The organism is Streptomyces sp. 8N616 (assembly GCF_052246385.1).
Lineage (GTDB): Bacteria > Actinomycetota > Actinomycetes > Streptomycetales > Streptomycetaceae > Streptomyces.
Genome location: NZ_JBQQBY010000001.1, coordinates 339,931 through 363,900, shown reverse-complemented (window position 1 = coordinate 363,900; position 23,970 = coordinate 339,931). Strand labels below are relative to the sequence as shown.

At 70.9% G+C, this 23,970-nt stretch carries 22 protein-coding genes and 1 pseudogene; 10 read left to right on the top strand and 13 right to left on the bottom strand.

Annotated elements, in window-relative coordinates:
* The first annotated feature begins 85 nt into the window (after nt 1–85).
* Nucleotides 86–895 (top strand): hypothetical protein, encoded by an 810-nt coding sequence (locus ACTWQC_RS01605; RefSeq protein WP_443313625.1) that lies wholly within the window; start codon nt 86–88, stop codon nt 893–895.
* Between the two features lie 133 nt (nt 896–1,028).
* Here the strand turns inward: ACTWQC_RS01605 and ACTWQC_RS01600 are convergent, their stop codons facing one another.
* The 3 genes from ACTWQC_RS01600 to ACTWQC_RS01590 form a co-directional block, all read right to left on the bottom strand.
* Nucleotides 1,029–1,274 carry a chaplin gene (locus ACTWQC_RS01600; RefSeq protein WP_443313624.1) on the bottom strand — a complete coding sequence of 82 codons (246 nt, stop codon included), beginning with the start codon at nt 1,272–1,274 and terminating at the stop codon, nt 1,029–1,031.
* A 140-nt stretch (nt 1,275–1,414) separates the two neighbouring features.
* Nucleotides 1,415–2,083, bottom strand: coding sequence for a response regulator (locus tag ACTWQC_RS01595; protein ID WP_443313623.1), 669 nt, complete (start codon nt 2,081–2,083; stop codon nt 1,415–1,417).
* Entirely contained in the window at nt 2,076–3,239 is a 1,164-nt protein-coding gene (locus ACTWQC_RS01590) for a GAF domain-containing sensor histidine kinase (protein ID WP_443313622.1), read from the bottom strand. Before ACTWQC_RS01590 ends, ACTWQC_RS01595 begins: the two co-directional genes overlap by 8 nt.
* Here ACTWQC_RS01590 and ACTWQC_RS01585 point away from each other — a divergent pair.
* Both ACTWQC_RS01585 and ACTWQC_RS01580 read left to right on the top strand, forming a co-directional pair.
* Nucleotides 3,231–3,612, top strand: a pseudogene (locus tag ACTWQC_RS01585) (S-adenosylmethionine:tRNA ribosyltransferase-isomerase); the annotation flags it as partial. The gene ACTWQC_RS01590 and the pseudogene ACTWQC_RS01585 overlap by 9 nt on opposite strands.
* A gap of 485 nt (nt 3,613–4,097) precedes the next feature.
* Entirely contained in the window at nt 4,098–4,880 is a 783-nt protein-coding gene (locus tag ACTWQC_RS01580) for a transglycosylase SLT domain-containing protein (RefSeq protein WP_443313621.1), read from the top strand.
* A gap of 167 nt (nt 4,881–5,047) precedes the next feature.
* Here the strand turns inward: ACTWQC_RS01580 and ACTWQC_RS01575 are convergent, their stop codons facing one another.
* Nucleotides 5,048–7,669, bottom strand: a complete 2,622-nt coding sequence (locus ACTWQC_RS01575; RefSeq protein ID WP_443313620.1) for an FHA domain-containing protein — start codon at nt 7,667–7,669, stop codon at nt 5,048–5,050.
* Nucleotides 7,670–8,769: 1,100 nt separating this feature from the next.
* Here ACTWQC_RS01575 and serB point away from each other — a divergent pair.
* Nucleotides 8,770–10,017 (top strand): phosphoserine phosphatase SerB, encoded by a 1,248-nt coding sequence (gene serB, locus ACTWQC_RS01570; RefSeq protein ID WP_443313619.1) that lies wholly within the window; start codon nt 8,770–8,772, stop codon nt 10,015–10,017.
* Nucleotides 10,018–10,159: 142 nt separating this feature from the next.
* On the opposite strand, the gene ACTWQC_RS01565 is transcribed toward serB, so the two are convergent.
* The 4 genes from ACTWQC_RS01565 to ACTWQC_RS01550 form a co-directional block, all read right to left on the bottom strand.
* On the bottom strand, nt 10,160–10,711 hold the full coding sequence (locus tag ACTWQC_RS01565) for a SixA phosphatase family protein (protein ID WP_443313618.1): 552 nt from the start codon (nt 10,709–10,711) through the stop codon (nt 10,160–10,162).
* Between the two features lie 121 nt (nt 10,712–10,832).
* A complete protein-coding gene (locus ACTWQC_RS01560; RefSeq protein ID WP_443313617.1) occupies nt 10,833–11,048 on the bottom strand; it encodes a hypothetical protein in 216 nt (71 codons plus the stop codon).
* A 209-nt stretch (nt 11,049–11,257) separates the two neighbouring features.
* Nucleotides 11,258–11,374, bottom strand: a complete 117-nt coding sequence (locus ACTWQC_RS01555; RefSeq protein WP_443313616.1) for an SGM_5486 family transporter-associated protein — start codon at nt 11,372–11,374, stop codon at nt 11,258–11,260.
* A gap of 115 nt (nt 11,375–11,489) precedes the next feature.
* Nucleotides 11,490–12,869 (bottom strand): CynX/NimT family MFS transporter, encoded by a 1,380-nt coding sequence (locus tag ACTWQC_RS01550; RefSeq protein ID WP_443313615.1) that lies wholly within the window; start codon nt 12,867–12,869, stop codon nt 11,490–11,492.
* 99 nt (nt 12,870–12,968) lie between these two features.
* Between ACTWQC_RS01550 and ACTWQC_RS01545 the strand changes: the two genes are divergently transcribed.
* Complete coding sequence (locus ACTWQC_RS01545; RefSeq protein WP_443313614.1) at nt 12,969–13,643, top strand: FadR/GntR family transcriptional regulator; 675 nt, start codon at nt 12,969–12,971, stop codon at nt 13,641–13,643.
* A gap of 67 nt (nt 13,644–13,710) precedes the next feature.
* On the opposite strand, the gene fabI is transcribed toward ACTWQC_RS01545, so the two are convergent.
* Both fabI and fabG read right to left on the bottom strand, forming a co-directional pair.
* Nucleotides 13,711–14,490 carry an enoyl-ACP reductase FabI gene (fabI, locus tag ACTWQC_RS01540; protein WP_443313613.1) on the bottom strand — a complete coding sequence of 260 codons (780 nt, stop codon included), beginning with the start codon at nt 14,488–14,490 and terminating at the stop codon, nt 13,711–13,713.
* 5 nt (nt 14,491–14,495) lie between these two features.
* Entirely contained in the window at nt 14,496–15,200 is a 705-nt protein-coding gene (fabG, locus tag ACTWQC_RS01535; RefSeq protein WP_443313612.1) for a 3-oxoacyl-[acyl-carrier-protein] reductase, read from the bottom strand.
* A 177-nt stretch (nt 15,201–15,377) separates the two neighbouring features.
* Here fabG and ACTWQC_RS01530 point away from each other — a divergent pair, with 177 nt between their 5' ends.
* The 5 genes from ACTWQC_RS01530 to ACTWQC_RS01510 all read left to right on the top strand — a co-directional run bounded on the left by ACTWQC_RS01530 (nt 15,378) and on the right by ACTWQC_RS01510 (nt 20,671).
* A complete protein-coding gene (locus ACTWQC_RS01530; protein WP_443313611.1) occupies nt 15,378–16,901 on the top strand; it encodes a TldD/PmbA family protein in 1,524 nt (507 codons plus the stop codon).
* Nucleotides 16,898–18,289, top strand: a complete 1,392-nt coding sequence (locus ACTWQC_RS01525) for a metallopeptidase TldD-related protein (protein WP_443313610.1) — start codon at nt 16,898–16,900, stop codon at nt 18,287–18,289. Before ACTWQC_RS01530 ends, ACTWQC_RS01525 begins: the two co-directional genes overlap by 4 nt.
* A gap of 30 nt (nt 18,290–18,319) precedes the next feature.
* On the top strand, nt 18,320–19,738 hold the full coding sequence (tyrS, locus tag ACTWQC_RS01520) for a tyrosine--tRNA ligase (RefSeq protein ID WP_443313609.1): 1,419 nt from the start codon (nt 18,320–18,322) through the stop codon (nt 19,736–19,738).
* 112 nt (nt 19,739–19,850) lie between these two features.
* The gene (locus tag ACTWQC_RS01515) at nt 19,851–20,225 is read left to right on the top strand and encodes a DUF3099 domain-containing protein (protein WP_443313608.1); all 375 of its coding nucleotides are present in this window, start codon (nt 19,851–19,853) and stop codon (nt 20,223–20,225) included.
* A 173-nt stretch (nt 20,226–20,398) separates the two neighbouring features.
* Nucleotides 20,399–20,671, top strand: coding sequence for a hypothetical protein (locus tag ACTWQC_RS01510; protein WP_443313658.1), 273 nt, complete (start codon nt 20,399–20,401; stop codon nt 20,669–20,671).
* On the opposite strand, the gene moaA is transcribed toward ACTWQC_RS01510, so the two are convergent.
* The 3 genes from moaA to ACTWQC_RS01495 all read right to left on the bottom strand — a co-directional run bounded on the left by moaA (nt 20,654) and on the right by ACTWQC_RS01495 (nt 23,812).
* Entirely contained in the window at nt 20,654–21,643 is a 990-nt protein-coding gene (gene moaA / locus ACTWQC_RS01505) for a GTP 3',8-cyclase MoaA (RefSeq protein ID WP_443313607.1), read from the bottom strand. The two genes, ACTWQC_RS01510 and moaA, sit on opposite strands and share 18 nt — an antisense overlap.
* A 169-nt stretch (nt 21,644–21,812) precedes the next feature.
* Nucleotides 21,813–23,435: a solute symporter family protein gene (locus tag ACTWQC_RS01500; protein ID WP_443313606.1), complete on the bottom strand. Its 1,623-nt coding sequence runs from the start codon at nt 23,433–23,435 to the stop codon at nt 21,813–21,815.
* Nucleotides 23,432–23,812 (bottom strand): DUF485 domain-containing protein, encoded by a 381-nt coding sequence (locus ACTWQC_RS01495; RefSeq protein WP_443313605.1) that lies wholly within the window; start codon nt 23,810–23,812, stop codon nt 23,432–23,434. The genes ACTWQC_RS01500 and ACTWQC_RS01495 overlap by 4 nt, the downstream gene beginning before the upstream one ends.
* Nucleotides 23,813–23,970: the final 158 nt, after the last annotated feature.

The following is a 23,970-nucleotide window of genomic DNA, read 5'->3' as shown; positions in this document are numbered from 1 at the left end:
CTCGGATCTCGAGTGCGCCTGTGGGCGCAGCCCCGAGGGAAAACCTACGCCACCGGTCGGCGGCGTCCTTCCTTAGGCTGGTCCCATGCTCACCGAACCGCGTTCAGGGCGCCTGGCCGCCTGGGGAAATGCCCTCATTGCCGGACTCATCTCCCCTGATGAGGCGGTGCACCGGATCGTCGCGGACGATGCCCGGCACCGGGTCGAGGGGCTCCCGGGCGAGGCGGATCCGGTCGGCCTCAGCCTGGGGCTCGGGCGGCTGCGGGCGCTCGGCGCCACGGGGCTGCGGGTGGCGCTGCCCGCGCCGGGGCATCCGCTGGGGCTGAGCGGGCCGCCGGACTTCAACGCGCGGGCGATGGAGGCCGAGGAGGCGGTGATCGCCTCGGGCGGGCAGCCGCTGGGGCTCGTACCGGAGATCTTCGAAGCGGGGCCGGACGGTGATCTGCACGTAGAAGTGGTGTGGCACTGCCTGCCCGTACGGGATGCGCCGCCCGCGGACGTGCCGTCGCTCGGCGAGGCCGAGCGCGAGCTGGCGGAGGCACTGCGGGAGGCGACCGAGCTGCTGTCCCGGATGGATGTGGCGGGTTCGGGTCCGGTGGCTCAGGCGGCGCTCGAGGCGTACCGGGAGCGGGCCGCCCGCGGGCGGGAGGTGCTGGCGCCGGGCTATCCGCCGCGTGCGGTGCGGGTGCTGGAGCTGGCGCAGCGGGTCGGTGCGCTGATCGCCATCGCGCACGGTCCCGACGGGGCGGGCGGTGGCGGGAGCGAGCATGGGGCGGCGGTGAGCGCGTCGCAGATCGCGGCGCGGGCGGAGGCGCTGCGGCCGGTGGAGCGGACGGCGCGCAGGGCGCAGGTGGCGGCGTACAACGCCTATGTGGAGCAGCGGGAGCGCGACTGATCGCGCTGCGCCCCGCCGATCATGGGGCCGCCGCGGCATGGGGCCGTCGAGGCGTGGGACCGGCCGATCATGGCACCGGCCCCCGGGGGACGTCTCCCGGGGGCCGGTGGCGCTACTCGACGAGGCTGCGCTATCAGAAGTTGGCGCTCTCGTTGCCGAAGGTCGGGTTCAGGACCCCGATCACGTTCACGGAGTTGCCGGTGGCGTTGACCGGCACGTGGACCGGCGCCTGGACCTGGTTGCCCGACCCGGTGCCCGGCGAGAACACGGTCTCGCCGTAGGCGTTCGCACCGTCGGTGGCGGAGGCGACGCCGGCACCCGCGGCGACGATTCCACCGGCGATCATGGCGACGACAGCGACCTTCTTCAGGTTCTTCACGTTCTGGACCCTCCTAGCTTTGCCACGGGCCAATCGCCGCAGCACGCCATGGAGAACGGGCCACCACCGATCCGGTTGCGCCAACTGGGCGACATGCACCCGACAGTATGAATCTCGGCCCGGAACGGAATGGTCCGCCCTTAGCCGGTCACGCCGTGGCGTACCGCCCAGAGGGCCGCCTGGGTGCGGTCCGCCAGGTCCAGCTTCATCAGGATGTTCGAGACGTGGGTCTTCACCGTCTTCTCGGACAGCACCAGCGCGCGGGCGATCTCCCGGTTGGACCGGCCGTCGGCGATCAGGGCGAGCACTTCGCGCTCCCGCTCGGTGAGCGAACTGCCCCGCCCCTGGCCGCCTGTCGCCTCCTCCTGGGAGAGCAGGGCCCAGGCCACCTCGGGCTGCAGCAGCACGTGCCCGGCGTGCACGGAGCGGATGGCACCGGCCAGGGCGTCCGGGTCGATGTCCTTGTACACGTATCCGGCGGCGCCGGCCCGGAGTGCGGGCACGACCGTGCGCTGCTCGGTGAAGCTGGTGACGACCAGCACCTTGGCGGGGCTGTCCAGGGCCCGGAGTTTGCGCAGGGCCTCGATGCCGTCGGTGCCGGGCATCTTCACGTCCATGAGGACCACGTCGGGGTGCAGCTCCTCGGCGCGCGCGACGCCTTCCGCGCCGTCGGCCGCCTCCCCCACCACCTCGATGTCGTCCTGCACCTCGAGGAACGTCCGCAAGCCGCGCCGTACGACCTGGTGGTCGTCGACGAGCAGCACGCGGATGCTGCGGCTGCCGCGGCCGGTGCCGTGAGGTTCAGCCACCGGGCACCTCCAACTCGATCACGGTGCCCTTGCCGGGCGCCGATTCCACGGTCAGGCTGCCGCCGGCCCCGCTCGCCCGGTCGCGCATCGACACCAGGCCCAGGTGGCGGCCCGCGCGGCGCACCGCGGACGGGTCGAAGCCCTGGCCGTCGTCCTCGACCCGGAGCACCGCGCCCTGGCCGCCGCGAGTGAGGGACACCTCGACCGCCGCGGCGCCGGAGTGCCGCAGCGCGTTGTGCAGCGCCTCCTGGGCGACCCGCAGGACCGCTTCCTCCTGGGCCGCGGGCAGGGCCCGCACGCTCTGCGAGGCGAAGGTGACCTTGGCGGTGTGGGCACGGTCGAGGACCTGGATCTGGGTGCGGAGAGTGGCGACGAGGCCGTCCTCGTCCAGGGCTGCGGGCCGCAGCTCGACCACGGCGGCGCGCAGCTCGTCGGCCGCCTCCGCCGCGAGGTCCGCCACCTGCTGCAGCTCGCCCTTGGCCCGTGCCGGGTCGCGGTCGACGAGGGCGGCCGCGGCCTGGGCGGTGAGGCGGAGCGAGAAGAGCTTCTGGGAGACGGCGTCGTGCAGCTCGTGCGCGAGCCGGGCCCGCTCCCCCGCGATGGTCAGCTCGCGGCTGCGCTCGTACAGCCGCGCGTTGGTCAGGGCTATGGCGGCGTGCTGGGCGAGGATGCCGAGCAGCGCCTGGTCCTGCTCGGTGAAGCCGCACCTGCCCCTGTGCTTGGCCGGTGGCCCGGCACACCGCTTGTTGGCCAGGAAGAGCGCGCCGAGGACCTCGTCGCCGTCGGCGACCGGCAGGCCGATGAAGTCGGACAGCTCGGGGTGGGCGCGCGGCCAGCCCTCGAAGCGCGGGTCCTCGCGGACGTCGGCGAGCCGCTGCGGGGTGGCCTCACGGAGCATCGCGGCGAGGATGCCGTGCTGCCGGGGCAGCGGGCCGATGGCCTTCCACTGGTCGTCGCTGACTCCGTCGACCACGAACTGGGCGAATCCGCCGTGGTCGTCGGGCACCCCGAGGGCCGCGTACTCGGCGTCCAGCAGCTCGCGCGCCGACGCCACGATCGTCTGGAGCGCATCGCGTACTTCGAGGTGTCTGCTCATGGCGAGCAGCGCGGCGCTCACCGCGGCGAGGCCCGATTCGGGTACGGAGCCGGTGGTCATGGCCTCACCGTACCGGCGGGGCGACCGTGCCGGGGGCTTCGAAGGGGCTCGGCCTGGCACTGGCGGAGGCGCTGGCCGGGCGGGGCTGGGATGCCCGCGCTGCTGCCCCGGTACGGGCGCCCGATCCGCTACGCGTACACGGAGCGCGATCAGCCGCTGTCGGCGTACCAGACGGTGTTCGCGGTGGAGTCGCCGGACGGGGACGGCTCGGCGGAGATGCCGAGCGCGGCCAGGCCCCTCGCATCTGTTGATGCTCGAGGCGGTGGCGGGCCGGGAGGCGCTGGCCCGTGGTTACGAGGCGGCTCTGGCGCACCGCTATCTATGGCACGAGTTCGGGGACATCCATCTCGTTCTGCCCGCTGCACCGCGCTGACCTGCTAGTTCACTGCTTTACAGACCTCCGACCGCGCTTCGGAGGCCCCTTTCACGCCTCACAGGCTGTCCGATTTGACCCAGAAATGGCTTTTCCGCAGGTCAGGGCGGTTTTAGCGTTGTGCACGCTATGCGCACCAATGAATTCAACGGGTGAGACCGATGGCTGTCCGATGTGAGCCCGCCCATGTAACGCATATCACTTACGACCTCTCCTAGTGGAACCAAAAACTGCTTTGAGCGGGGAGAAGAGGCTTTGGATCGCATTTCTGAGGTCCAGGGTTCCACGATCCTGCGTAGTACGTCACACCTTTGCCAGGGCCTTTTTCCGCCGCTAAGAATTCTTCACGTCGCACGGCGCCGCAGATCGAACGCGGCGCTTTTGCCGGAACGGCGAGCGCATCTACCTCCACCGCTCGGGGGGATTCGCGCGCCTTTCACAGATCCGGCCTCTGCGGCACCGAGCGATTGGAAGAGGTCCACGTCATGCCCGTCCCCACGTTTTCCGGTTATCGCCGTCTGACCAAGACCCACAAGCTGTCGGCAGCGGGTATCGCCGCTGCAGGCGCCGCGGCCCTGGCATTCGCGGTCGTACCCGGTTCCGCCGAGGCGGAGCAGGCACCGGAGGCCTCCCAGGCGCTCTCGGCCAAGCCGGTCGCCGAGCTCAAGACCGACAGCGTCGGCAAGATCCAGAAGGACAGCGCGACGCAGAAGTCGGTCGAGGCCGCGAAGAAGGCCAAGGCCGAGGCCGAGAAGAAGAAGCTGGCCGACCTCGCGGCGAAGCAGAAGCAGGCCGCCGCGGAGATGGCCAAGAAGAAGGCCGCGTTCGCGGCCAAGGCCAAGGCCGAGGCCAAGGCGAAGGCCGACAAGGAGCGCGCCGCCAAGGAAGCCGCGAACCGGTCGGCAGCCCGTAAGGCCGCTGCGGCCGCCGCTGCGCCGAAGCAGTACCCGAACAACCTCGACGGCTGGATCCGCGAGTCGCTGGACATCATGAAGAAGCACAACATCCCGGGCTCCTACGAGGGCATCCACCGCAACATCATCCGTGAGTCCGGTGGTAACCCGAACGCCATCAACAACTGGGACATCAACGCCCAGAACGGCGTTCCGTCGATCGGCCTGCTCCAGGTGATCAAGCCGACCTTCGACGCCTACCACGTCCCGGGCACCGCGAACTCCCAGTACGACCCGGTGGCCAACATCGTCGCGGCCTGCAACTACGCTGCCGACCGCTACGGCTCCATGGACAACGTGAACTCCGCGTACTAAGAGACGCTGAGCTCCACCCCAGAGCCGCAATACGCGCAGGGCGGCGGCACCCCGTGAGGGTGCCGCCGCCCTGGCGGTTTTTCCGGCCTCCGGCCCGGCTCGCTGCCGAGCGCCGGGCAACCGTGCGGCGAGCGCCGAACGCGGCGCGCCGAGCGCCGCGCCTGAAGCTACTTGCGCATGACCTCCGGCTCGTGCCGCCGCAGCAGCCGGGCCACGGCGAAGCAGCACGCGACGCCAATCGCGATCAGCACGGTCATGTTGATGCTCCACTGTGCCGCCGTGTGCTCCCACACAGGATCCAGATCGTTCGGCTTCTGCGGATCCCACGGCGCCATGAGGTGTGAGAGATCCAGCGTCGCGCCGGCCGCACCCAGGGCCCAGCGGGACGGCATCAGCCAGGCGAACTGCTCAAGGCCGGGCTTGCCGAAGATCTGGAACAGCACCCCCGTGAAGACGAGCTGGACGATCGCGAACATCACCAGCAGCGGCATGGTCTTCTCCGCGGTCTTCACCAGCGACGAGATGACCAGGCCGAACATCATCGAGGTGAAGCCGATCGCGATGACCGACAGGCACAGCTCGGCGGCCGGGGAGCCGGTGATGACCAGGCCCTCCTCAGGGAGCTTCCGGGTCGAGAAGCCGATGGCGCAGATGATGACCGCCTGAAGGGAGGTGGTCACACCCAGCACGATCACCTTGGACATCAGGTACGCGGAACGGGACAGGCCGGTGGCGCGCTCCCGCTCGTAGATCACCCGTTCCTTGATCAGCTCACGGACGGAGTTGGCGGCGCCCGAAAAGCACATGCCGACGACGAGGATCATCATGATCATGCCCGCGCCGCCGTTGAAGCGGTCTCCGCCCGTCGGTGCCGCAAGGCCGTGTTCCGCCGGGATGACCACGCTCACCCCGCCGAGGATGGCGGGGAGGAGCACCATCAGCCCGATGAAGCCCCGGTCCGAGGCGATCACCGAGACATAGCGCCTGACCAGCGTCCACAGCTGCGAGCCCCAGCCCTGCGGCTTCGGCGGGCGCATGTGCTGCGGCGGCGGCATGTGCACCGACTGCGGGGCCACGGCGTCGATGTCCGCCGCGTACATCTGGTAGTGCTGCGAGCCGCGCCAGCGACCCGACCAGTCGTAGTCGCGGTAGTTCTCGAACGCCGAGAAGACGTCCGCCCAGGTCGAGTAGCCGAAGAAGTTGAGCGCCTCCTCCGGCGGACCGAAGTACGCCACCGAACCGCCCGGGGCCATCACCAGCAGCTTGTCGCAGAGCGCCAGCTCGGCCACGGAGTGGGTGACCACCAGGACCGTACGGCCGTCGTCGGCGAGCCCGCGCAGCAGCTGCATGACGTCGCGGTCCATGCCCGGGTCGAGGCCCGAGGTCGGCTCGTCGAGGAAGATCAGCGACGGCTTGGTCAGCAGCTCCAGGGCCACCGACACGCGCTTGCGCTGGCCGCCGGAGAGCGAAGTGACCTTCTTCTCCTTGTGGATGTCGAGCTTGAGCTCCCGCAGCACCTCGGCGATGCGGGCCTCGCGCTCGGCCTCGGTGGTGTCCGCGGGGAAGCGGAGCTTGGCCGCGTACTTGAGCGCGGTCCTTACGGTCAGCTCCTTGTGCAGGATGTCGTCCTGTGGGACCAGGCCGATGCGCTGACGCAGCTCCGCGAACTGCTTGTAGAGGTTCCGGTTGTCGTAGAGGACATCGCCCTGGTCGGCGGGACGGTAGCCGGTGAGCGCCTTCAGCAGCGTGGACTTGCCGGAGCCGGACGGGCCGATGACCGCGACGAGCGACTTCTCGGGGACGCCGAAGGAGACGTCCCTGAGGATCTGCTTGCCGCCGTCGACCGTGACGGTCAGGTGGCGGGCGGAGAAGGAGACCTCACCGGTGTCGACGAACTCCTCGAGCCGGTCGCCGACGACGCGGAAGGTCGAGTGACCCACGCCCACGGTGTCGTTGGGGCCGATGAGCGCGGAGCCGGACTTGGGGAGCGGCTGACCGTTGACGTACGTGCCGTTGTGGCTGCCGAGGTCGCGGATCTCGAAGCGGCCGTCGGGCGTGGACTGGAACTCGGCGTGGTGGCGCGAGACTTGGAGGTCGGAGACGACCAGCTCGTTGTCCAGGGCACGGCCGATGCCCATCACCCGGCCGACGGCGAGCTGGTGGAAGCCGGTCGGGCCGCGGTCGCCGGGGCCCTGCGGAACTCCCCCGCCCTGGAGAGGGTTCACGGAGTGCTGGTGGTGGGCGCCGGCCTGGTGCGGTATGTGGGCGGCGGGGGCCTGCTGTTGCGGTATGTGGGGGGCGGGCGCCTGCTGTTGTGACTGCTGCCACGGCGCCTGCTGGGGCTGCTGATGGGCCTGCGGGGGCGGGGCCTGCGGGGACCAGCCTGCGGGGGCCTGCTGCGGTGCGGCCATCGCGGACTGCGCGCTGGGGGCCTGGGCCGCCCCGGCGGCCGAGCCGGAGCCGGAGACGGAGCCGGAACCGGCACCGGAGCCGGAGACGGTCAGCCGCGGGCCGTCGGTCGCGTTGCCGAGGTGGACGGCCGAGCCGGGCCCGATCTCCACCTGCTGGATGCGCTGGCCTTGCACATACGTGCCGTTGGTGCTCCCCTGGTCCTCGATCACCCAACTGCGGCCGCCCCAGCGGACGGTGGCGTGTCGCCACGAGACTCTGGCGTCCTCGACCACCAAGTCGCCCTGCGGATCACGGCCGAGCGTATACGACCTGGACGAATCGAGCGTCCAGGTCTGTCCGTTCAATTCCAGTACGAGTTCCGGCACTCCATGCCCCACTAGTTGTCCCCCGAGTTACCCCCTGCACAGGGAGTCTAGGGATGGCGAACATCGTGAGGAACTATTTCAGGCTCACTCGCCGAATCGAAAGCCGGGCCATGACAAGTCCGCGCCCGCGCGCTGTTGACGCATCCAAAACCGATCGGAGAGTAGCAACTGTCCACGGATAGCCATGGGTCACGAGTAATCGGGGCAATTGCCGTAATGGGTGGGCGTTGTGATGTGTGCGAGTCGGAGGAGGGATGCCGCTGGTGCGGTGTGCTGCTGCGCTCGGTCGACCTGCGGTGAGCTGGTCGTTCCTTGCGATGGCGGGCAGCGTGGGGGCGTGCTGCGGTGGGGTCGTCGGGCTCCACGGCGGCGGCGGCCGTGGGGCTCGCGGTGAACGGCGGGTGACCCCGGCGGGAGAGGTGGCGGTGTTCGCCGCGGAGCGCGTGGGGGCCGGGCTGCCGTCGATATCACGCCATCGGCAAGGTGCCGTACGGGGCCGGCTGCACCCGCCGGCCCCGGGACCAGCCAGGCCGGGGCCGGCCTCCAGCCAGCCGCCTCCCACCGGCCGCTTCCACCGCGCACCCCCCACCGGCACCTCCACCGGCACCTCGACCGGGCGCTTCGCGCCACCGGTGATTTCCCACCCACCCGCACTTTTCACGGCGGGCAGGTGGGAAATCCGCGCCGTAGGCGCGGGGACAGGACGACGGGGGCGTCGCCGGGCGTACCGACGCCGCCGCACGGCCTCCCGGCGGGACCTGCGCGCGGGCGCCGCCCGCCGTCCTCCCCGCGTGCGGAGGCACAGGCGCTGCCGACACCCGGCCCTCCTCATCGTCGGTCGTCCTCCCCCCGGCGCGCAGGCGCAGGTTGCGCACCATGGGGCGGGGGCTGCAGGGCGCAGCCGCGGCCTCCGGCGGGACCTGCGCGCGGGCGCCGCCCGTCGTCCTGCTCCGCCCGGCGCGGAGGCGCAGGTTGCGCCCATGGGGCGCGCGAGCCGGACACCAGCCCCGGGTGCCCGCCTGGCCCCGGCGGGGCCCCACCGCACCCGCCGGCGTCCGCAGTGCGGGACTGGTGCGCCAGGGGCGCGCGTGTGCGGATACGGTGGAAGAACCATGACCGCATCGCAGAAGCCGCCCCCCGTCCCGCCTGCCACCGCAATACCGGGCGACGACGTCCCCACCCTCCTCGTCAAGATCTTCGGGAAGGACCGCCCGGGCATCACGGCCGGGCTCTTCGACACCCTCGCCACGTTCTCCGTCGACGTCGTCGACATCGAGCAGGTCGTCACGCGGGGCCGGATCGTGCTGTGCGCCCTGGTCACGGCACCGGCCGCGAAGGGCGTCACCGAGGGTGAGCTGCGCGCCACGGTCCACAACTGGGCCGAGTCGCTCAAGCTGCAGGCGGAGATCATCTCCGGCCGTGGCGACAACCGCCCCCGCGGCACGGGCCGTTCGCACGTCACCGTGCTCGGGCACCCGCTGACCGCCGAGTCGACGGCCGCGATCGCCGCCCGTATCACCGAGGCGGGCGGCAACATCGACCGGATCTTCCGGCTGGCGAAGTATCCCGTGACAGCCGTGGAGTTCGAGGTCTCGGGCGCCGAGACCTCGCCCCTGCGCACCGCCCTCGCCATCGAAGCCGCCGCCCGCGGCGTGGACGTCGCGGTCGTCTCCTCGGGCCTCCAGCGCCGCGCGCAGCGTCTCGTCGTCATGGATGTGGACTCGACCCTCATCCAGGACGAGGTGATCGAACTCTTCGCCGCACACGCGGGCGTCGAGACCGAGGTCGCCGCGGTGACCGCCGCCGCGATGCGCGGCGAGCTCGACTTCGAGCAGTCGCTCCACGCGCGCGTGGAGCTGCTCGCAGGCCTCGACGCGTCCGTGGTCGACAAGGTGCGTGCCGAGGTCCGGCTCACCCCGGGCGCCCGTACCCTCATCCGCACGCTGAAGCGCCTCGGCTACCAAGTCGGCGTCGTCTCGGGCGGTTTCACCCAGGTCACCGACGACCTCAAGGACAAGCTCGGCCTGGACTTCGCCTCCGCCAACACCCTCGAGGTGGTGGACGGGAAGCTCACCGGCCGGGTGGTCGGCGAGGTCGTGGACCGGGCGGGCAAGGCCCGGCTGCTGCGCCGGTTCGCGGCTGAGGCGGGGGTGCCGCTCGCCCAGACCGTGGCCATCGGCGACGGCGCCAACGACCTGGACATGCTGAACGCGGCGGGCCTCGGCGTGGCCTTCAACGCCAAGCCGGTCGTCCGCCAGGCCGCGCACACCGCCGTGAACGTCCCCTTCCTCGACACCGTGCTCTACCTGCTGGGCATCACGCGCGAAGAGGTCGAGGCCGCGGAGACCCACGCCGACTGAACGCACGAACACCGCGCGGTCAGCACGCGGTCACCACGCAGACGCACAGAGAGCGGACACATACAGAAGGGCCCCGGCGCGGCTTCCGCGCCGGGGCCCACCGTCTCCGTGCCAGTAGTGGCCCAGCAGGGCCGACCGTGGCCTAGTCGTGCGGCGCCCAGTACTCCAGCAGCTTCCCCACGTCGTGCTCCACGGACTTCCACGAGCCGTTGAAGCCGACCACGGCTATCGCCGCCGTCGGAAAGCCGCCCCGGCTCATGCGCGCCCGGGAGTCCCCCTCCGCCTCGCCCGCGAGGGCGTCGGCCAGCGCGTGCATGCCCGGGTTGTGCCCGACGAGCAGCAGATCCCGCACGTCGTCGGGGGTTTCGTTCACCAGCGCGATGAGCTCGCCGAGGGATGCCTCGTACAGCCGCTCCTCGTATACGGTCTTGGGCCGCTGCGGCAGCTCGTGCACGACGAGCTTCCAGGTCTCGCGGGTACGGGCTGCGGTCGAGCAGAGGGTGAGGCCGGGGCTGATGCCGGTGCCTGCGAGCCAGCGGCCCGCGATCGGAGATTCCTTCCGGCCACGCTCGGCGAGCGGACGGTCGTGATCGGACACCTGCGGCCAGTCGGCCTTGGCGTGCCGGAGGAGAACGAGTCGGCGAGTCTCCGAGGTTCCTGGGTTGCTTTCCGGGGAAGTTGCAGCGACGCTCATGCGTCCCAGCTTCGCATGAAACCTGCGGCCTGGCGCGGGGTGTTGAGACCCTCCCCGCGGCGGATGATCCGCGCTGCGACCCGCGCGTCCGCGCCCCGACCAGCCCGGGAGCCTCACCGGCTCACCGGCTCCGGTGGAGCAGAACCTCCTGGACCCGGTCCAGTACGTGGACGAGTCCCGGCTCGGAGCCGACCGCGGCGTGCGCGCCGGACGAGCCTGCCATGAGGAGCAGCAGCGCGGCGAAGGCGATGGCGGGGAGGGCGATGGCCCACCACGGGAGCCGCATCTCGTACGAGCCCCGCGCCGGGGTGGTCCAGCTCTGCGTACGGGCCGACATGGGGACGCCTCCGTGGGTCGGGTGGGGCGACGCGGCCGCCTGCCACGGCCGCGTCCACCGCTCCTTCGCGGTTACCGATGAACCTACGGAGCGGGGGCGGCCGGGCCCATCCGGTGATCCACCCACTTCACCCTGACCCTGGCCCCCTAGGGGGAGGTGGTGCCGGCCCTACCCCCACCCCTGCCCGCTGTCCGCTGTCCGCTGTCCGCTCAGGGCGAGGCGATCGTCGCGATCACGCCGATGACGACGGTGACGAGGAGCATCACACCGAGGATGGTGAGCAACTTCTTGTGGCTGTTCTGCGGGTTCGGGTCGAGCACTGGCATGCGGACCAGTCTCGCACCCTCGCCGGGCCGCCCGGCACCGCGGGTCGTGCGGCCCGGCACCGCGGGTCGTGCGGCCCGGCACCGCGGGTCATACGGTCCGGGCCTCTGGGCGCGTTCAGCCCGTGGCCGCCCCGCACTCGTCCTCGACGACCCGGTTGCGCCCGGCGAGGACGCCCAGCGCGATCTGCGGCACCATCAGCGCGGTCATCAGCGCGATCGGCAGCCCCCAGCCGCCGCTGTGCTGGTAGAGCACGCCGATCAGGAGCGGCCCCGGAATGGAGATCAGGTAGCCGGTGCTCTGGACGAAGGCGGACAGCCGTACCACTCCGGTGCCGGTCCGCGAGCGCATCCCGATCAGTGTGAGGACCAGCGGGAAGGCGCAGTTGGAGACCCCGAGGAGCAGCGCCCAGGCCCAGGCGCCCGCGGCCGGGGCGAAGGAGAGGCCCGCGTAGCCGGAGAGGCCGCAGACGCCGAGGGCGACGGCGATCAGCCCCTGGTGACGCATGCGGGCGGCGATCTGCGGCAGCACGAAGGAGAGCGGGACGCCGAGCCCCATGGTCGTGGCGAGCAGGACCCCGGCGGTGGAGGCGGGAACTCCGGCGTCCCGGAAGATCTGCGGCAGCCAGCCCATGGTGATGTACGCCGCGGTGGCCTGGAGGCCGAAGAAACAGGCGAGCGCCCAAGCGGTGGGGCTACGGGTGATCCGGACGGGGGGATCCTGCGGGCGCGGCGTGGCCGGTTCCGCGGCCGATCCCGCCACCGGTTCCGCGGCCAATCCCGCCGCCGGTTCCGCCACCGGTTCCGCGGCCCGTTCCGATGCGCCGCCGCGGTCGCGCATCAGCGGCAGCCAGGGCAGTACGGCGAGCGCGGCGGGCACCGCCCAGAGCGCGAGCCCGGTGCGCCAACTGCCGCCCACGGACTCGGCCATGGGGACCGTGACGGCCGCGGCGAGCGCGGTGCCGAGGGCCACGGCCATCGAGTAGAGGCCCGTCATCGAGCCGACCCGGTCGGGGAACCAGCGCTTGACGATCACCGGCATGAGGACGTTGCTCACGGCGATGCCCGCGAGGGCGAGCGCGCTGGCGGCGAGGAAGCCGGCTGTGCCCCCGGCCCACGGCCGTATCAGCAGTCCGCCCGCGATGGCGGCCATGCCTGCGCACACGACGGCGCCCGGGCCCCAGCGGCGCGCGAGACGGGGCGCCGCGACGCCGAACACGGCGAAGCAGAGCGGCGGCACGGAGGTCAGCAGCCCGGCGACGCTGCCGCTCATGCCGAGGCCGGCGCGGACCTCTTCCAGGAGCGCGCCGAGGCTGGTGATGGCGGGGCGCAGATTGAGGGCGGCCAGGACGAGCCCGACGACCACGAGCCAGGTCAGCCGGCCGGAGAGCGCCCCCGCGGCGCCTGCCGCCTCCGAGGCCGCGCTCCCTCTCGTACGGGTACGGGAGGTCGTACGGCCACGGGCGCGGGTCATCGTCTGGGTCTCGTCGTCGGCCATGCCAGCCATCATAGAATCATGGGATGATTGCCTGTCCAATCTGTTTACGATGTATCCGATGCCGCCGTATCCGACGACGCGTCCCTCGCCTGGAGAGCCATGCCGCTGACCACCACCCGCCGCTCCGCGCTGTCCGACCAGGTGATCACGGCGCTGCGGAACCAGATCACCTCGGGCGAGTGGCCGGTCGGCTCCCGGATCCCGACCGAGCCCGAACTGGTCGAGCAGCTGGGCGTGGCCAGGAACACGGTCCGCGAGGCCGTGCGCGCCCTCGCGCACAACGGCCTGCTCGACATCCGGCAGGGCTCGGGCACGTACGTCGTCGCCACCAGCGAGCTCGCCGGGGTGATGCACCGGCGCTTCGCCGACGCCGACCCGCGCCACATCGCCGAGCTGCGCAGCACGCTGGAGTCCGCCGCCGCGCGGCTGGCCGCCGAGCGCCGCACCGAGCGCGACCTCAAGCAGCTCGACGCGCTGCTGCAGCGGCGCGAGGAGGCATGGGAGTCGGGGGACGCGGAGGCGTTCGTCACGGCCGACTCGACGCTGCACCTGGCCGTCGTGGCCGCCTCGCACAACGAGGTGATGACGGCTCTCTACGCGGATCTGGGCGATGTGCTGCGCGACTGGCTGCGCAGCGACGTCGGCCGGGAGCTGCGCCCGGAGCGGCATATGGACCACGCGCGGCTGGTGGACGCGATCAGGGCCGGGGACGCGGACACGGCGGGCGCCGAGGCGGCGAGCTACGCGCTCAAGTGCCTGAGCGGTGGTGAGTGACCCGGGCCGGAAAACGGGCGACGCCCCGTCCCATGAAGGGCCGGGGCGTCGCGTCGTGCGCGAGGGGTCAGGCGCCGATCGCGTGCAGGCCGCCGTCGACGTGCACGATCTCGCCGGTGGTCTTCGGGAACCAGTCCGAGAGCAGCGCAACGACGCCGCGCGCCGCCGGCTCCGGGTCGGCGAGGTCCCACTTCAGCGGGGCACGGGTGTCCCACACCTCCGCGAGCTCCTCGAAGCCCGGGATGGACTTGGCGGCCATCGACTTGATCGGGCCCGCGGAGATGAGGTTGCAGCGGATGTTCTTCTCACCCAGGTCGCGGGCGAGGTAGCGGGAGGTGGACTCCAGCGCCGCCTTCGCCACGCCCATCCAGTCGTACTTCGGCCAGGCGACCTGCGCGTCGAAATCCATGCCGACGACCGAGCCGCCGCGCTTCTCCATAAGGGGAAGCAGCGCCATCGTCAGCGCCTTGAGGGAGTACGCCGAGACCTCGACCGCCGTGGCGACCGACTCCCAGCCGGTGTTGAGGAAGTTGCCGCCGAGCGCGTCCTGCGGCGCGAAACCGATGGAGTGCACGACGCCGTCGAGCGAGGCGTCGGGCCCGAAGTGCTCGCTGACCTTGGCGGCCAGGCTCTCCAGGTGCTCCTTGTCCTGCACGTCCAGCTCGATGACCGGTACGGGCTTGGGCAGCCGCCTGGCGATCCGCTCGACCAGGCTCAGCCGCCCGAAGCCGGTGAGGACGACGTCGGCGCCCTCCTCCTGAGCGAGCTTGGCGACGTGGAAGGCGATCGAGGAGTCGGTGAGGACCCCGGTGACGAGGATGCGCTTGCCGGCGAGGATTCCACTCATATCGTTCAGTGACCCATGCCCAATCCGCCGTCAACCGGAATGACGGCTCCAGTGATGTACGAGGCGTCGTCCGAGGCGAGGAAGCGCACCGTGGCGGCGATCTCCTCGGGCTGCGCGTACCGGCCAAGCGGAACCTGGCCGACGATGTTCTGCCGCTGCTCGTCGGTGAGCGCCTTGGTCATATCGGTGTCGACGAATCCGGGCGCGACGACGTTGAAGGTGATGTTGCGGGAACCGAGTTCGCGGGCGAGCGAGCGGGCGAAGCCGATCAGACCCGCCTTGGACGCGGCGTAGTTCGCCTGGCCCGCCGAGCCGAGCAGCCCGACCACGGAGGAGATCAGGACGACGCGGCCCCTCTTCGCGCGCAGCATGCCCCGGTTGGCCCGCTTGACCACACGGAACGTGCCGGTGAGGTTGGTGTCGAGGACGGCCTGGAAGTCCTCCTCGGTCATCCGCATCAGCAGCTGGTCCCGGGTGACGCCGGCGTTGGCCACCAGCACCTCGACCGGGCCGTGCCGCTCCTCGATCTCCTTGTAGGCCTGCTCGACCTGCTCGGGGTCGGTGATGTCGCACCTGACGGCCAGGAAGCCCTCCGGCGGCTCACCCGAGCGGTACGTTATGGCGACCTTGTCGCCGGAATCGGCGAAGGCGCGGGCGATGGCGAGGCCGATGCCCCGGTTTCCTCCGGTGACGAGAACCGAGCGGCTCAACGGATCACCCTTTCACTCGTGGTCAGGTACCACGAAAACTATCGGTCCCCGGCCCGTTACGGAGAATCGAGGCCCGACAGGGGCATCCGACACACACTGTCGGGTCCCTACAGAAATCTCCGTGCGGTCGCCGCGGCGACAGGACATGATCGGGGGCGACGACTACGGGAGGATGCCGTGCCCCATTCCATCGACGAGTCCTTCACGGCGTTGCCCCTGCGCGCGCTCGCCGACGCGGCGCTCGCGCGAGCGCGCTCGCTGGGCGCCGACCACGCCGACTTCCGCTTCGAGCGGGTGCGCAGCGCCTCATGGCGGCTGCGGGACGCCAAGCCCGCGGGCTCCTCCGACACCACGGACCTGGGGTATGCGGCGCGGGTGGTGCACGGCGGCACATGGGGCTTCGCCTCCGGCGTGGACATGACGCCGGACGCGGCGGCGCGGGTCGCCGGGCAGGCGGTGGCCATGGCGAGGCTGTCGGCGCAGGTGATCGCGGCCGCGGAGTCGGACGAGAAGGTGGAGCTGGCGGAGGAGCCGGTGCACGCGGACCGGACGTGGGTCTCCTCGTACGAGATCAGCCCCTTCGACGTACCGGACGCCGAGAAGAGCGCGCTGCTGGCGGAGTGGAGCAGGCGGCTGCTGGCCGCCGAGGGCGTCGACCACGTGGACGCCTCGCTGCTGACCGTGCAGGAGAACAAATTCTACGCGGACACGGCCGGCACCTCGACCACCCAGCAGCGCGTACGGCTGCACCCCCAGCTCACGGCGGTCGCGGTCGACCCGGAGAGCGGTGAGTTCGACTCGATGCGGACCATCGCCCCGCCGGTGGGGCGCGGCTGGGAGTACATGACGGGCACCGGCTGGGACTGGGACGCGGAGCTGGCGGAGATACCTGAGCTGCTGGCCGAAAAGATGCGGGCGCCGAGCGTCGAGCCGGGCGCGTACGACCTGGTCGTCGACCCGTCGAACCTGTGGCTGACGATCCACGAGTCGATCGGCCACGCCACGGAGCTCGACCGGGCCCTGGGGTACGAGGCGGCGTACGCGGGCACGTCGTTCGCCACCTTCGACCAGCTGGGCAAGCTCAAGTACGGCTCCGAGATCATGAACGTGACCGGGGACAGGACCGCGGAGCACGGGCTCGCCACCGTCGGCTATGACGACGAGGGCGTGGCCGGCCAGTCCTGGGACCTGGTCAAGGACGGGGTGCTCGTCGGCTACCAGCTGGACCGCAGGATCGCCCGCCTCACCGGCTTCGACCGCTCCAACGGCTGCGCGTACGCCGACTCCCCCGCCCACGTCCCCGTACAGCGGATGGCGAACGTCTCGCTGCAGCCCGCGTCCGGCGGCCCGTCCACCGAGGAGCTGATCGCCGGGGTCGAGCGGGGCATCTACGTCGTCGGGGACCGCTCGTGGTCCATCGACATGCAGCGCTACAACTTCCAGTTCACCGGCCAGCGCTTCTTCCGGATCGAGAACGGCAGGCTCGCGGGCCAGCTGCGCGACGTCGCCTACCAGGCCACGACCACCGACTTCTGGGGCTCGATGGCGGCGGTCGGCGGCCCGCAGACGTACGTGCTGGGCGGCGCGTTCAACTGCGGCAAGGCCCAGCCGGGACAGGTCGCGGCCGTCTCGCACGGCTGCCCGTCCGCGCTGTTCCGCGGCGTCAACATTCTCAACACCACGCAGGAGGCCGGACGATGACCGCTGTGACCAAGCCGCACGAGGTCGTCGAGCGCGCCCTCGAACTGTCCCGGGCCGACGGCTGCGTGGTGATCGCCGACGAGGAGTCGACCGCCAATCTGCGCTGGGCGGGCAATGCGCTGACGACGAACGGCGTGACCCGCGGCCGTACGCTCACCGTCATCGCGACCGTCGACGGCGCGGAGGGCACCGCGTCCGGTGTCGTCTCGCGGACCGCCGTCACCGTCGACGAGCTGGAGCCGCTGGTGCGGGCCGCGGAGGCGGCGGCGCGCGACGCGGGCCCGGCCGAGGATGCCCAGCCGCTCGTCGAGGGCGTCCCCGCGTCGCCCGACTTCACGGACGCGCCCGCCGAGACCTCCTCCGAGGTCTTCTCGGCCTTCGCGCCCGCGCTCGGGGAGGCCTTCGCGCGGGCCCGCGCCGGAGGCAGGGAGCTGTACGGATTCGCCAACCACGAGCTCGTCTCCAGCTACCTCGGCACCTCCACCGGGCTGCGGCTGCGCCACGACCAGCCCAGCGGCACGCTCGAGCTGAACGCCAAGTCCGCGGACCGTACGCGCTCGGCGTGGGCGGGTCAGGCGACGCGCGACTTCACGGACGTCGACCCGGGGGCCATGGACGCGGAGCTCGCTCAGCGGCTGGCCTGGGCGGAACGGCGGGTGGACCTGCCCGCGGGCCGGTACGAGACGCTGCTGCCGCCGACGGCCGTGGCCGACCTGCTCGTCTACCAGATGTGGTCGTCGTCGGCGCGGGACGCCGCCGAGGGCCGTACCGTCTTCAGCAGGCCGGGCGGCGGCACACGCGTGGGCGAGAAGCTCTCGGAGCTGCCGCTGACGCTGCGCAGCGACCCGGGCGAGCCGGGCCTGGAGTCGGCGCCCTTCGTGCTGGCGCACTCCTCGGGCGACGAGTCGTCGGTCTTCGACAACGGCCTGCCGCTCGGGCCGACCGAGTGGCTGCGCGAGGGCGAGCTGCACCGGCTGCTCACCACGCGGCATACCGCGGGGCTCACCGGCCTGCCCCTGGCGCCCGCCATCGACAATCTGATCCTGGAGGCGGGCGGGGCGCGCTCGCTCGAGGAGATGGTCGCGGGTACGGAGCGCGGGCTGCTGCTGACCTGCCTCTGGTACATCCGGGAGGTCGACCCGGCGACGCTGCTGCTCACCGGGCTGACCCGGGACGGCGTCTACCTCGTGGAGAACGGCGAGGTCACCGGCGCGGTCAACAACTTCCGGTTCAACGAGTCGCCGGTGGACCTGCTGTCCAGGGCCGCCGAGGCAGGCCGCACCGAGCGGACGCTGCCGCGCGAGTGGAGCGACTGGTTCACCCGGGCCGCGATGCCCGCCCTGCGCATCCCGGACTTCAATATGAGCTCCGTCAGCCAGGGCGTCTGACCTCATGAATGACCAAATAGAATGCCGGTCATGACACGGCTCGGCGACTCCGTACAGCGCACCAGTGAGCTTCTGGCGCAGGACCTCTCCTCCGACAAGACCGTGGAGCTGCTGCTCACGGAGACGAAGGCGAGGCGCTATCTCGACCTGTCGGACCTGCCGGCGAAGGAGCAGGCGGAGCTGATCGCCGCCCGCACGGTCGAGGTGCTGCCCGCGGTCGCCAAGCTGGCCGAGCGGATCGAGGAGCGCCGGGCGCAGGGCAAGGGCCTGAGCATCAAGCTCGGCATCGACCCGACCGGGGCCGATGTGCACCTCGGACACGTGGTGCCGATGATCGTCCTCAACCGCTTCCAGCGCATGGGCCACGACGTCACCCTGCTCATCGGCGACTTCACGGCCAAGATCGGCGACCCGTCGGGCCGTACGGCGGAGCGCCCGCCGCTGACCGACGAGGACATCGCCAGGAACCTCGTGGGCTACCGCGAGCAGGTCCGGCCGTTCTTCGACTTCGAGAAGGTGTCCTTCCGGCAGAACAGCGAGTGGCTGGCGCCGTACACCTTCCCCGAGCTGCTGGGCCTGCTCGCCCAGGTCCCGGCCTCGCAGCTGCTGCAGCGCGATGACTTCCGCAACCGGCTCGCGGAGGGCTCGGGCCTGACGATGTCGGAGCTGCTCTACCCGATCGCCCAGGCGCTGGACTCGGTCGCGCTGAACTGCGATGTCGAACTGGGCGGCGCGGACCAGCTGCTGAACCTGCAGATGGGCCGCAAGCTGATGGAACTGAAGGGCCAGCAGCCGCAGCTGGTCGTCACCATGCCGCTGATCGAGGGCACGGACGGCACCGGCGCCAAGATGTCCAAGTCCAAGGGCAATTATGTGGGTCTGACCGCGTCAGCCGACGATGTCTTCGGGAAGATCATGTCCGTGCCGGACCGGCTGATGGAGCCGTACCTGAAGGCCTGGACCGAGTGGACCGACGAGGAGATCACGCTCGCGCTGTCCCGGATCGAGGACAGGTCGCTCCACCCCATGGATCTCAAGAAGGTCCTCGCGGGCGAGGTCGTGGCCGCGCTCTACGACGTGGACTCCGCGATGGCGGCCCGCGCGGGCTTCGTCGCGCAGTTCTCGAAGAAGAGCTTCACGGAGGTCGGGTCGCTGCCGTCGGTCGACGCCGCGCAGCACGGCGCGGAGAGCGTGGCGTCGGTGCTGACGAGGGTGCTGGAGTTCACCCCGAGCGCGTCGGCCGCCCGCCGGATCGCCAAGCAGAACGGCCTGCGGCTGGTCGTCGAGGCGGACGGCGGCCAGCAGGCGTTCGTGCTGGACGAGGCCGCGGCGACCCGGCCGCTCGCCGAGGCCGTGGCCCAGACCCTCGCCGACGCCGGTCTCGCCGCCGGATCGGGCAGCGTCTACCTCAAGGCGGGGCGGAAGATCGCCGAGCTGAAGGGGCTGTAGAGGCAGCGGCGCCGCACCGCCCGGCCCGGTCTCGTACGCGGCTGACCAGCGGCGTACGGTGGAGGTGTCCGGGACCGGGCGGGACCGGCTTGAGTCGCAGGTGGTGGAGCGGATGCGGAAGCACAGCGGCCCCCAGGTCTTCCGGATCACCGGGGCGCGCGCGGGGCTGGCCGACGATGTGCGGCACCGGCAGCGGCGCTATGTCATCTCGATGACCGTCCGCACCGTGTCGTTCCTGCTGGCCGTGGCGCTGTGGAACGTCGAACGGCATGTGGCGATCGTCGCCCTTGTGCTGGGTTTCATCCTGCCGTATATCGCCGTGGTGATCGCCAACGCGGGCCGGGAGAACGCCCCTTCAGTCCCCGACTCCTTCATCACGACGCCCACCGGGCGCATGCTGGGCTCCGGTTCGGAGGACGGCTCGCACGAGCGCGTCCCGGAGACGACAGGGGCCGAGGAGAACGAGCGGTCGCGTGACCAGAGCTGATTCCGGGCGGGTGTGACCGCAGTCTGCAAAGCTCAAGAAAAGCTCAGATCAATCGTGTGGATCCAGTGCACTGGCCAGGGTCCCCCGTGACATACTGCGTACGCGCTCCGCATCCCCCGTCGGAGCGACGGACCGACGCCGGGCGGCTCCCCCCGTGGCTGCCCGGCGTCGCCATGTCCGGGCCCTGTTTACTGGTGCCTGTGAACGCCGAATCGAACACCTCGCACGCCGGATCACCGATCTGCTCGGCCAAGGGCTGCCGTGCCGCCGCGGTGTGGGTGCTGGCCTGGAACAACCCGAAGATCCACTCGCCGGAGCGCCGGAAGACCTGGCTGGCCTGCGAGGAGCACCGCGAGTACCTGTCGCAGTTCCTCGGCGTACGGGGGTTCCTGAAGGACGTCGTGCCGTTCGAGGAATGGGAGCGGAAGTCAGCCGCCGATCGCTGACATCGGACGGTCGGGCTGCAGGAAGGACGGGTCGTCCAGACCGGAACCGGCCTTTTTGCCCCACATCGCGAGCCGCCACAGCTTCGCGATCTCCTCGTCGCCCGCGCCGGACCGCAGCGGACCGCGCAGGTCCGACTCCTCCCTGGCGAACAGGCACGTACGGACCTGGCCGTCCGCGGTGAGCCGGGTGCGGTCGCAGGCCCGGCAGAACGGGCGGGTGACGGAAGCGATGACTCCGACCCGGGCGGGGCCGCCGTCGACCAGCCAGCGCTCCGCGGGCGCGGAGCCGCGGACCTCTTCGCCCTCGGGGGTGAGGTCGAAGCGGGTGCGCAGGCTCGCCAGGATGTCCCCTGCGGTGATCATGCCGTCGCGCTTCCAGCCGTGCTGGGCGTCGAGCGGCATCTGCTCGATGAAGCGCAGCTCGTAGTCGTGCTCCACGGCCCAGGCGAGCAGGTCGGGGGCCTCGTCGTCGTTGAGCCCCGGCATCAGCACCGCGTTGACCTTGACCGGGGTGAGGCCGGCGGCGCGGGCCGCGTCGAGTCCGTCCAGCACGTCCTGGTGGCGCTTGCGGCGGGTCAGGGCCTGGAAGACGTCGGGCCTGAGGGTGTCCAGCGAGACGTTGACCCGGTCCAGGCCCGCGTCCTTCAGGGCCCGCGCGGTGCGCTGGAGGCCGATGCCGTTGGTGGTCAGCGACATTTTGGGGCGCGGCTCGAGGGCGGCGCACTGCTCGACGATGGAGACCAGTCCGGGGCGCAGCAGGGGCTCGCCGCCGGTGAAGCGGACCTCCGTGACACCGAGGTCGGTGGCCGCGATACGGATCAGCCGGACGATCTCGTCGTCCGTGAGCAGGTCGCTCTTGCCGAGCCACTGCAGGCCCTCCTCCGGCATGCAGTAGGTGCAGCGGAGGTTGCACCGGTCGGTGAGCGATACGCGCAGGTCGGTGGCCACGCGACCGTATGTGTCAATGAGCACTGGGCCCTCCCCGCTCCGGCAGCAGCAGTTCTTGCGATTTCTCGAGCCTACGCGACGGCTGTGACATCAGCATCGGCCCGATGCCACAAGCAGCGGCGCGGCCGCATCGTAGATCCCTACGACGCGGCCGCGCACGGAGGGTGACCGAGCTGCTCGGCGACCGAGCTGCTCAGTGGGCTCCCGATCCGGTGAGGGAGCGGACCTCCAGTTCCGCGTACTTGCCCTCGTCCGGCTGCTCCTTGGACAGGACGGAGCCGAGCCAGCCGAGCAGGAAGCCCAGCGGGATCGAGATCAGGCCCGGGTTCTCCAGCGGGAACCAGTGGAAGTCCACGCCCGGGAACATCGAGGTCTCCTTGCCCGAGACGACCGGCGAGAAGAGCACCAGCAGCACGGACGAGGCGAGACCGCCGTAGATGGACCACAGCGCGCCCTGGGTGGTGAACCGCTTCCAGAACAGGCTGTAGAGGATGGTCGGCAGGTTGGCGGACGCGGCGACCGCGAAGGCGAGCGCGACGAGGCCCGCCACGTTGAGACCGCGTGCGAAGACGCCGAGGACGATCGCCACGGCCCCGATCCCGATGGCCGCCCAGCGCGCCGCCGCGACCTCCTCCTTGTCCGAGGCCTGGCCCTTGCGGATGACGTTCACGTACAGGTCGTGCGCGAAGGAGGACGAGGAGGCGAGGGTGAGTCCCGCGACGACGGCGAGGATCGTCGCGAAGGCCACCGCCGAGATCACCGCGAGCAGAATCGCGCCGCCGGTCGAGTCCGCGCCGCCGCCGATCTCCTGGGCGAGCAGCGGAGCCGCCGTGTTGCCCGCCGGGTTGGACGCGATGATCGTCTCCTGCTTGATCAGTGCGGCCGCGCCGAAGCCCAGGGCGAGGGTCATCAGGTAGAAGGCGCCGATGATGCCGATCGCCCAGTTCACCGACTTCCGGGCGGCCTTGGCCGTGGGCACGGTGTAGAAGCGGATCAGGATGTGCGGCAGGCCCGCGGTGCCGAGCACCAGCGCGATGCCGAGCGAGATGAAGTCGATCTTCGAGGTCGCGCTGACCCCGTACTTCAGGCCAGGCTCCAGGAAGGCGGCCCCCTTCCCGCTGTTCTCGGCCGCCGCCCCGAGAAGGGTGGAGATGTTGAAGTTGAACTTGAGCATCACCAGGAACGTGATGAGCAGCGTGCCCGCGATCAGCAGCACCGCCTTGACCATCTGCACCCAGGTGGTCCCCTTCATGCCGCCGATGGAGACGTAAAGGATCATCACGACGCCGACGAGGACGACGATGAGGATCTTCCCGGTCTCGCTGGTGATGCCGAGCAGCAGCGAGACCAGGGCACCGGCGCCGGCCATCTGGGCCAGCAGGTAGAAGATGGACACCACGATGGTGGAGGTGCCCGCGGCCGTACGCACCGGGCGCTGCCGCATGCGGTACGCGAGCACGTCGCCCATGGTGAACCGGCCCGAGTTGCGCAGGGGTTCGGCGACCAGCAGCAGGGCCACCAGCCAGGCGACGAGGAAGCCGATGGAGTAGAGGAAGCCGTCGTAGCCCGCGATGGCGATGGCGCCCGCGATACCGAGGAAGGACGCCGCCGACATGTAGTCGCCGGAGATCGCGAGGCCGTTCTGGAAGCCGCTGAACTGGCGCCCACCCGCGTAGAAGTCCTCCGCTCCCTTGGTCTGGCGCCCGGCCCACACCGTGATGCCGAGGGTCGCGGCGACGAAGACCGCGAAGAGCGTGATGATGAGGCCGCGGTGCTCGCCCGCGCCCTCGGCGGCGAGCTGGATCGTCGGGCTCATGATGCGTCACCCTCCAGGCGGGACGTGGTGGCCTCGCCGCCCTCCAGGCGGGACTTGATGGCTTCGGCGCGCGGGTCGAGCTTGGCGGCGGCGTGCCGCGAGTACCACCACGCGATGAGGAAGGTGGTGGCGAACTGGGCGATGCCGAAGACGAAGGCGACGTTGATGTTGCCGAGCACCTTGGTACCCATGAAGCCGCCCGCGTAGTTGGACAGCAGGACGTACAGCAGGTACCAGACGATGAAGGCCACCGTGAGGGGGAAGGCGAAGGAGCGGTAGGTGCGGCGCAGTTCTGCGAACTCGGGGCTCGCCTGCACTTCGCGGTACGGCTCGGCGCCTGGCGTTCCCTCCCCTGCGGGACTCGGGTCGGTGTACAAGGGATCTCCCGTGGATGCGGCTCGGTTGAACTCGGTTGACGGAGCTTGGTCGTTGCGGCTTGCTGCTGGGGTGAGCTTGATCACGCACCGGATTCGGCATCGTAGGCCCGTGTGACGTGATCCGACAGGGGGGTTGGTTGAATTCCACAGGATCGGTC

Excerpts from the sequence above, each read along its gene's own strand:
- serB (WP_443313619.1), top strand. The coding sequence starts at position 8,770 with ATGACCGCATCGCAGAAGCCGCCCCCCGTCCCGCCTGCCACCGCAATA.
- ACTWQC_RS01550 (WP_443313615.1), bottom strand. The coding sequence starts at position 12,869 with ATGGCCGACGACGAGACCCAGACGATGACCCGCGCCCGTGGCCGTACG.
- fabI (WP_443313613.1), bottom strand. The coding sequence starts at position 14,490 with ATGAGTGGAATCCTCGCCGGCAAGCGCATCCTCGTCACCGGGGTCCTC.
- ACTWQC_RS01545 (WP_443313614.1), top strand. The coding sequence starts at position 12,969 with ATGCCGCTGACCACCACCCGCCGCTCCGCGCTGTCCGACCAGGTGATC.
- ACTWQC_RS01515 (WP_443313608.1), top strand. The coding sequence starts at position 19,851 with ATGCGGAAGCACAGCGGCCCCCAGGTCTTCCGGATCACCGGGGCGCGC.
- ACTWQC_RS01555 (WP_443313616.1), bottom strand. The coding sequence starts at position 11,374 with ATGCCAGTGCTCGACCCGAACCCGCAGAACAGCCACAAGAAGTTGCTC.
- ACTWQC_RS01560 (WP_443313617.1), bottom strand. The coding sequence starts at position 11,048 with ATGTCGGCCCGTACGCAGAGCTGGACCACCCCGGCGCGGGGCTCGTAC.
- ACTWQC_RS01605 (WP_443313625.1), top strand. The coding sequence starts at position 86 with ATGCTCACCGAACCGCGTTCAGGGCGCCTGGCCGCCTGGGGAAATGCC.
- ACTWQC_RS01500 (WP_443313606.1), bottom strand. The coding sequence starts at position 23,435 with ATGAGCCCGACGATCCAGCTCGCCGCCGAGGGCGCGGGCGAGCACCGC.
- ACTWQC_RS01580 (WP_443313621.1), top strand. The coding sequence starts at position 4,098 with ATGCCCGTCCCCACGTTTTCCGGTTATCGCCGTCTGACCAAGACCCAC.
- ACTWQC_RS01565 (WP_443313618.1), bottom strand. The coding sequence starts at position 10,711 with ATGAGCGTCGCTGCAACTTCCCCGGAAAGCAACCCAGGAACCTCGGAG.
- tyrS (WP_443313609.1), top strand. The coding sequence starts at position 18,320 with ATGACACGGCTCGGCGACTCCGTACAGCGCACCAGTGAGCTTCTGGCG.
- ACTWQC_RS01525 (WP_443313610.1), top strand. The coding sequence starts at position 16,898 with ATGACCGCTGTGACCAAGCCGCACGAGGTCGTCGAGCGCGCCCTCGAA.
- ACTWQC_RS01510 (WP_443313658.1), top strand. The coding sequence starts at position 20,399 with ATGTCCGGGCCCTGTTTACTGGTGCCTGTGAACGCCGAATCGAACACC.
- ACTWQC_RS01590 (WP_443313622.1), bottom strand. The coding sequence starts at position 3,239 with ATGACCACCGGCTCCGTACCCGAATCGGGCCTCGCCGCGGTGAGCGCC.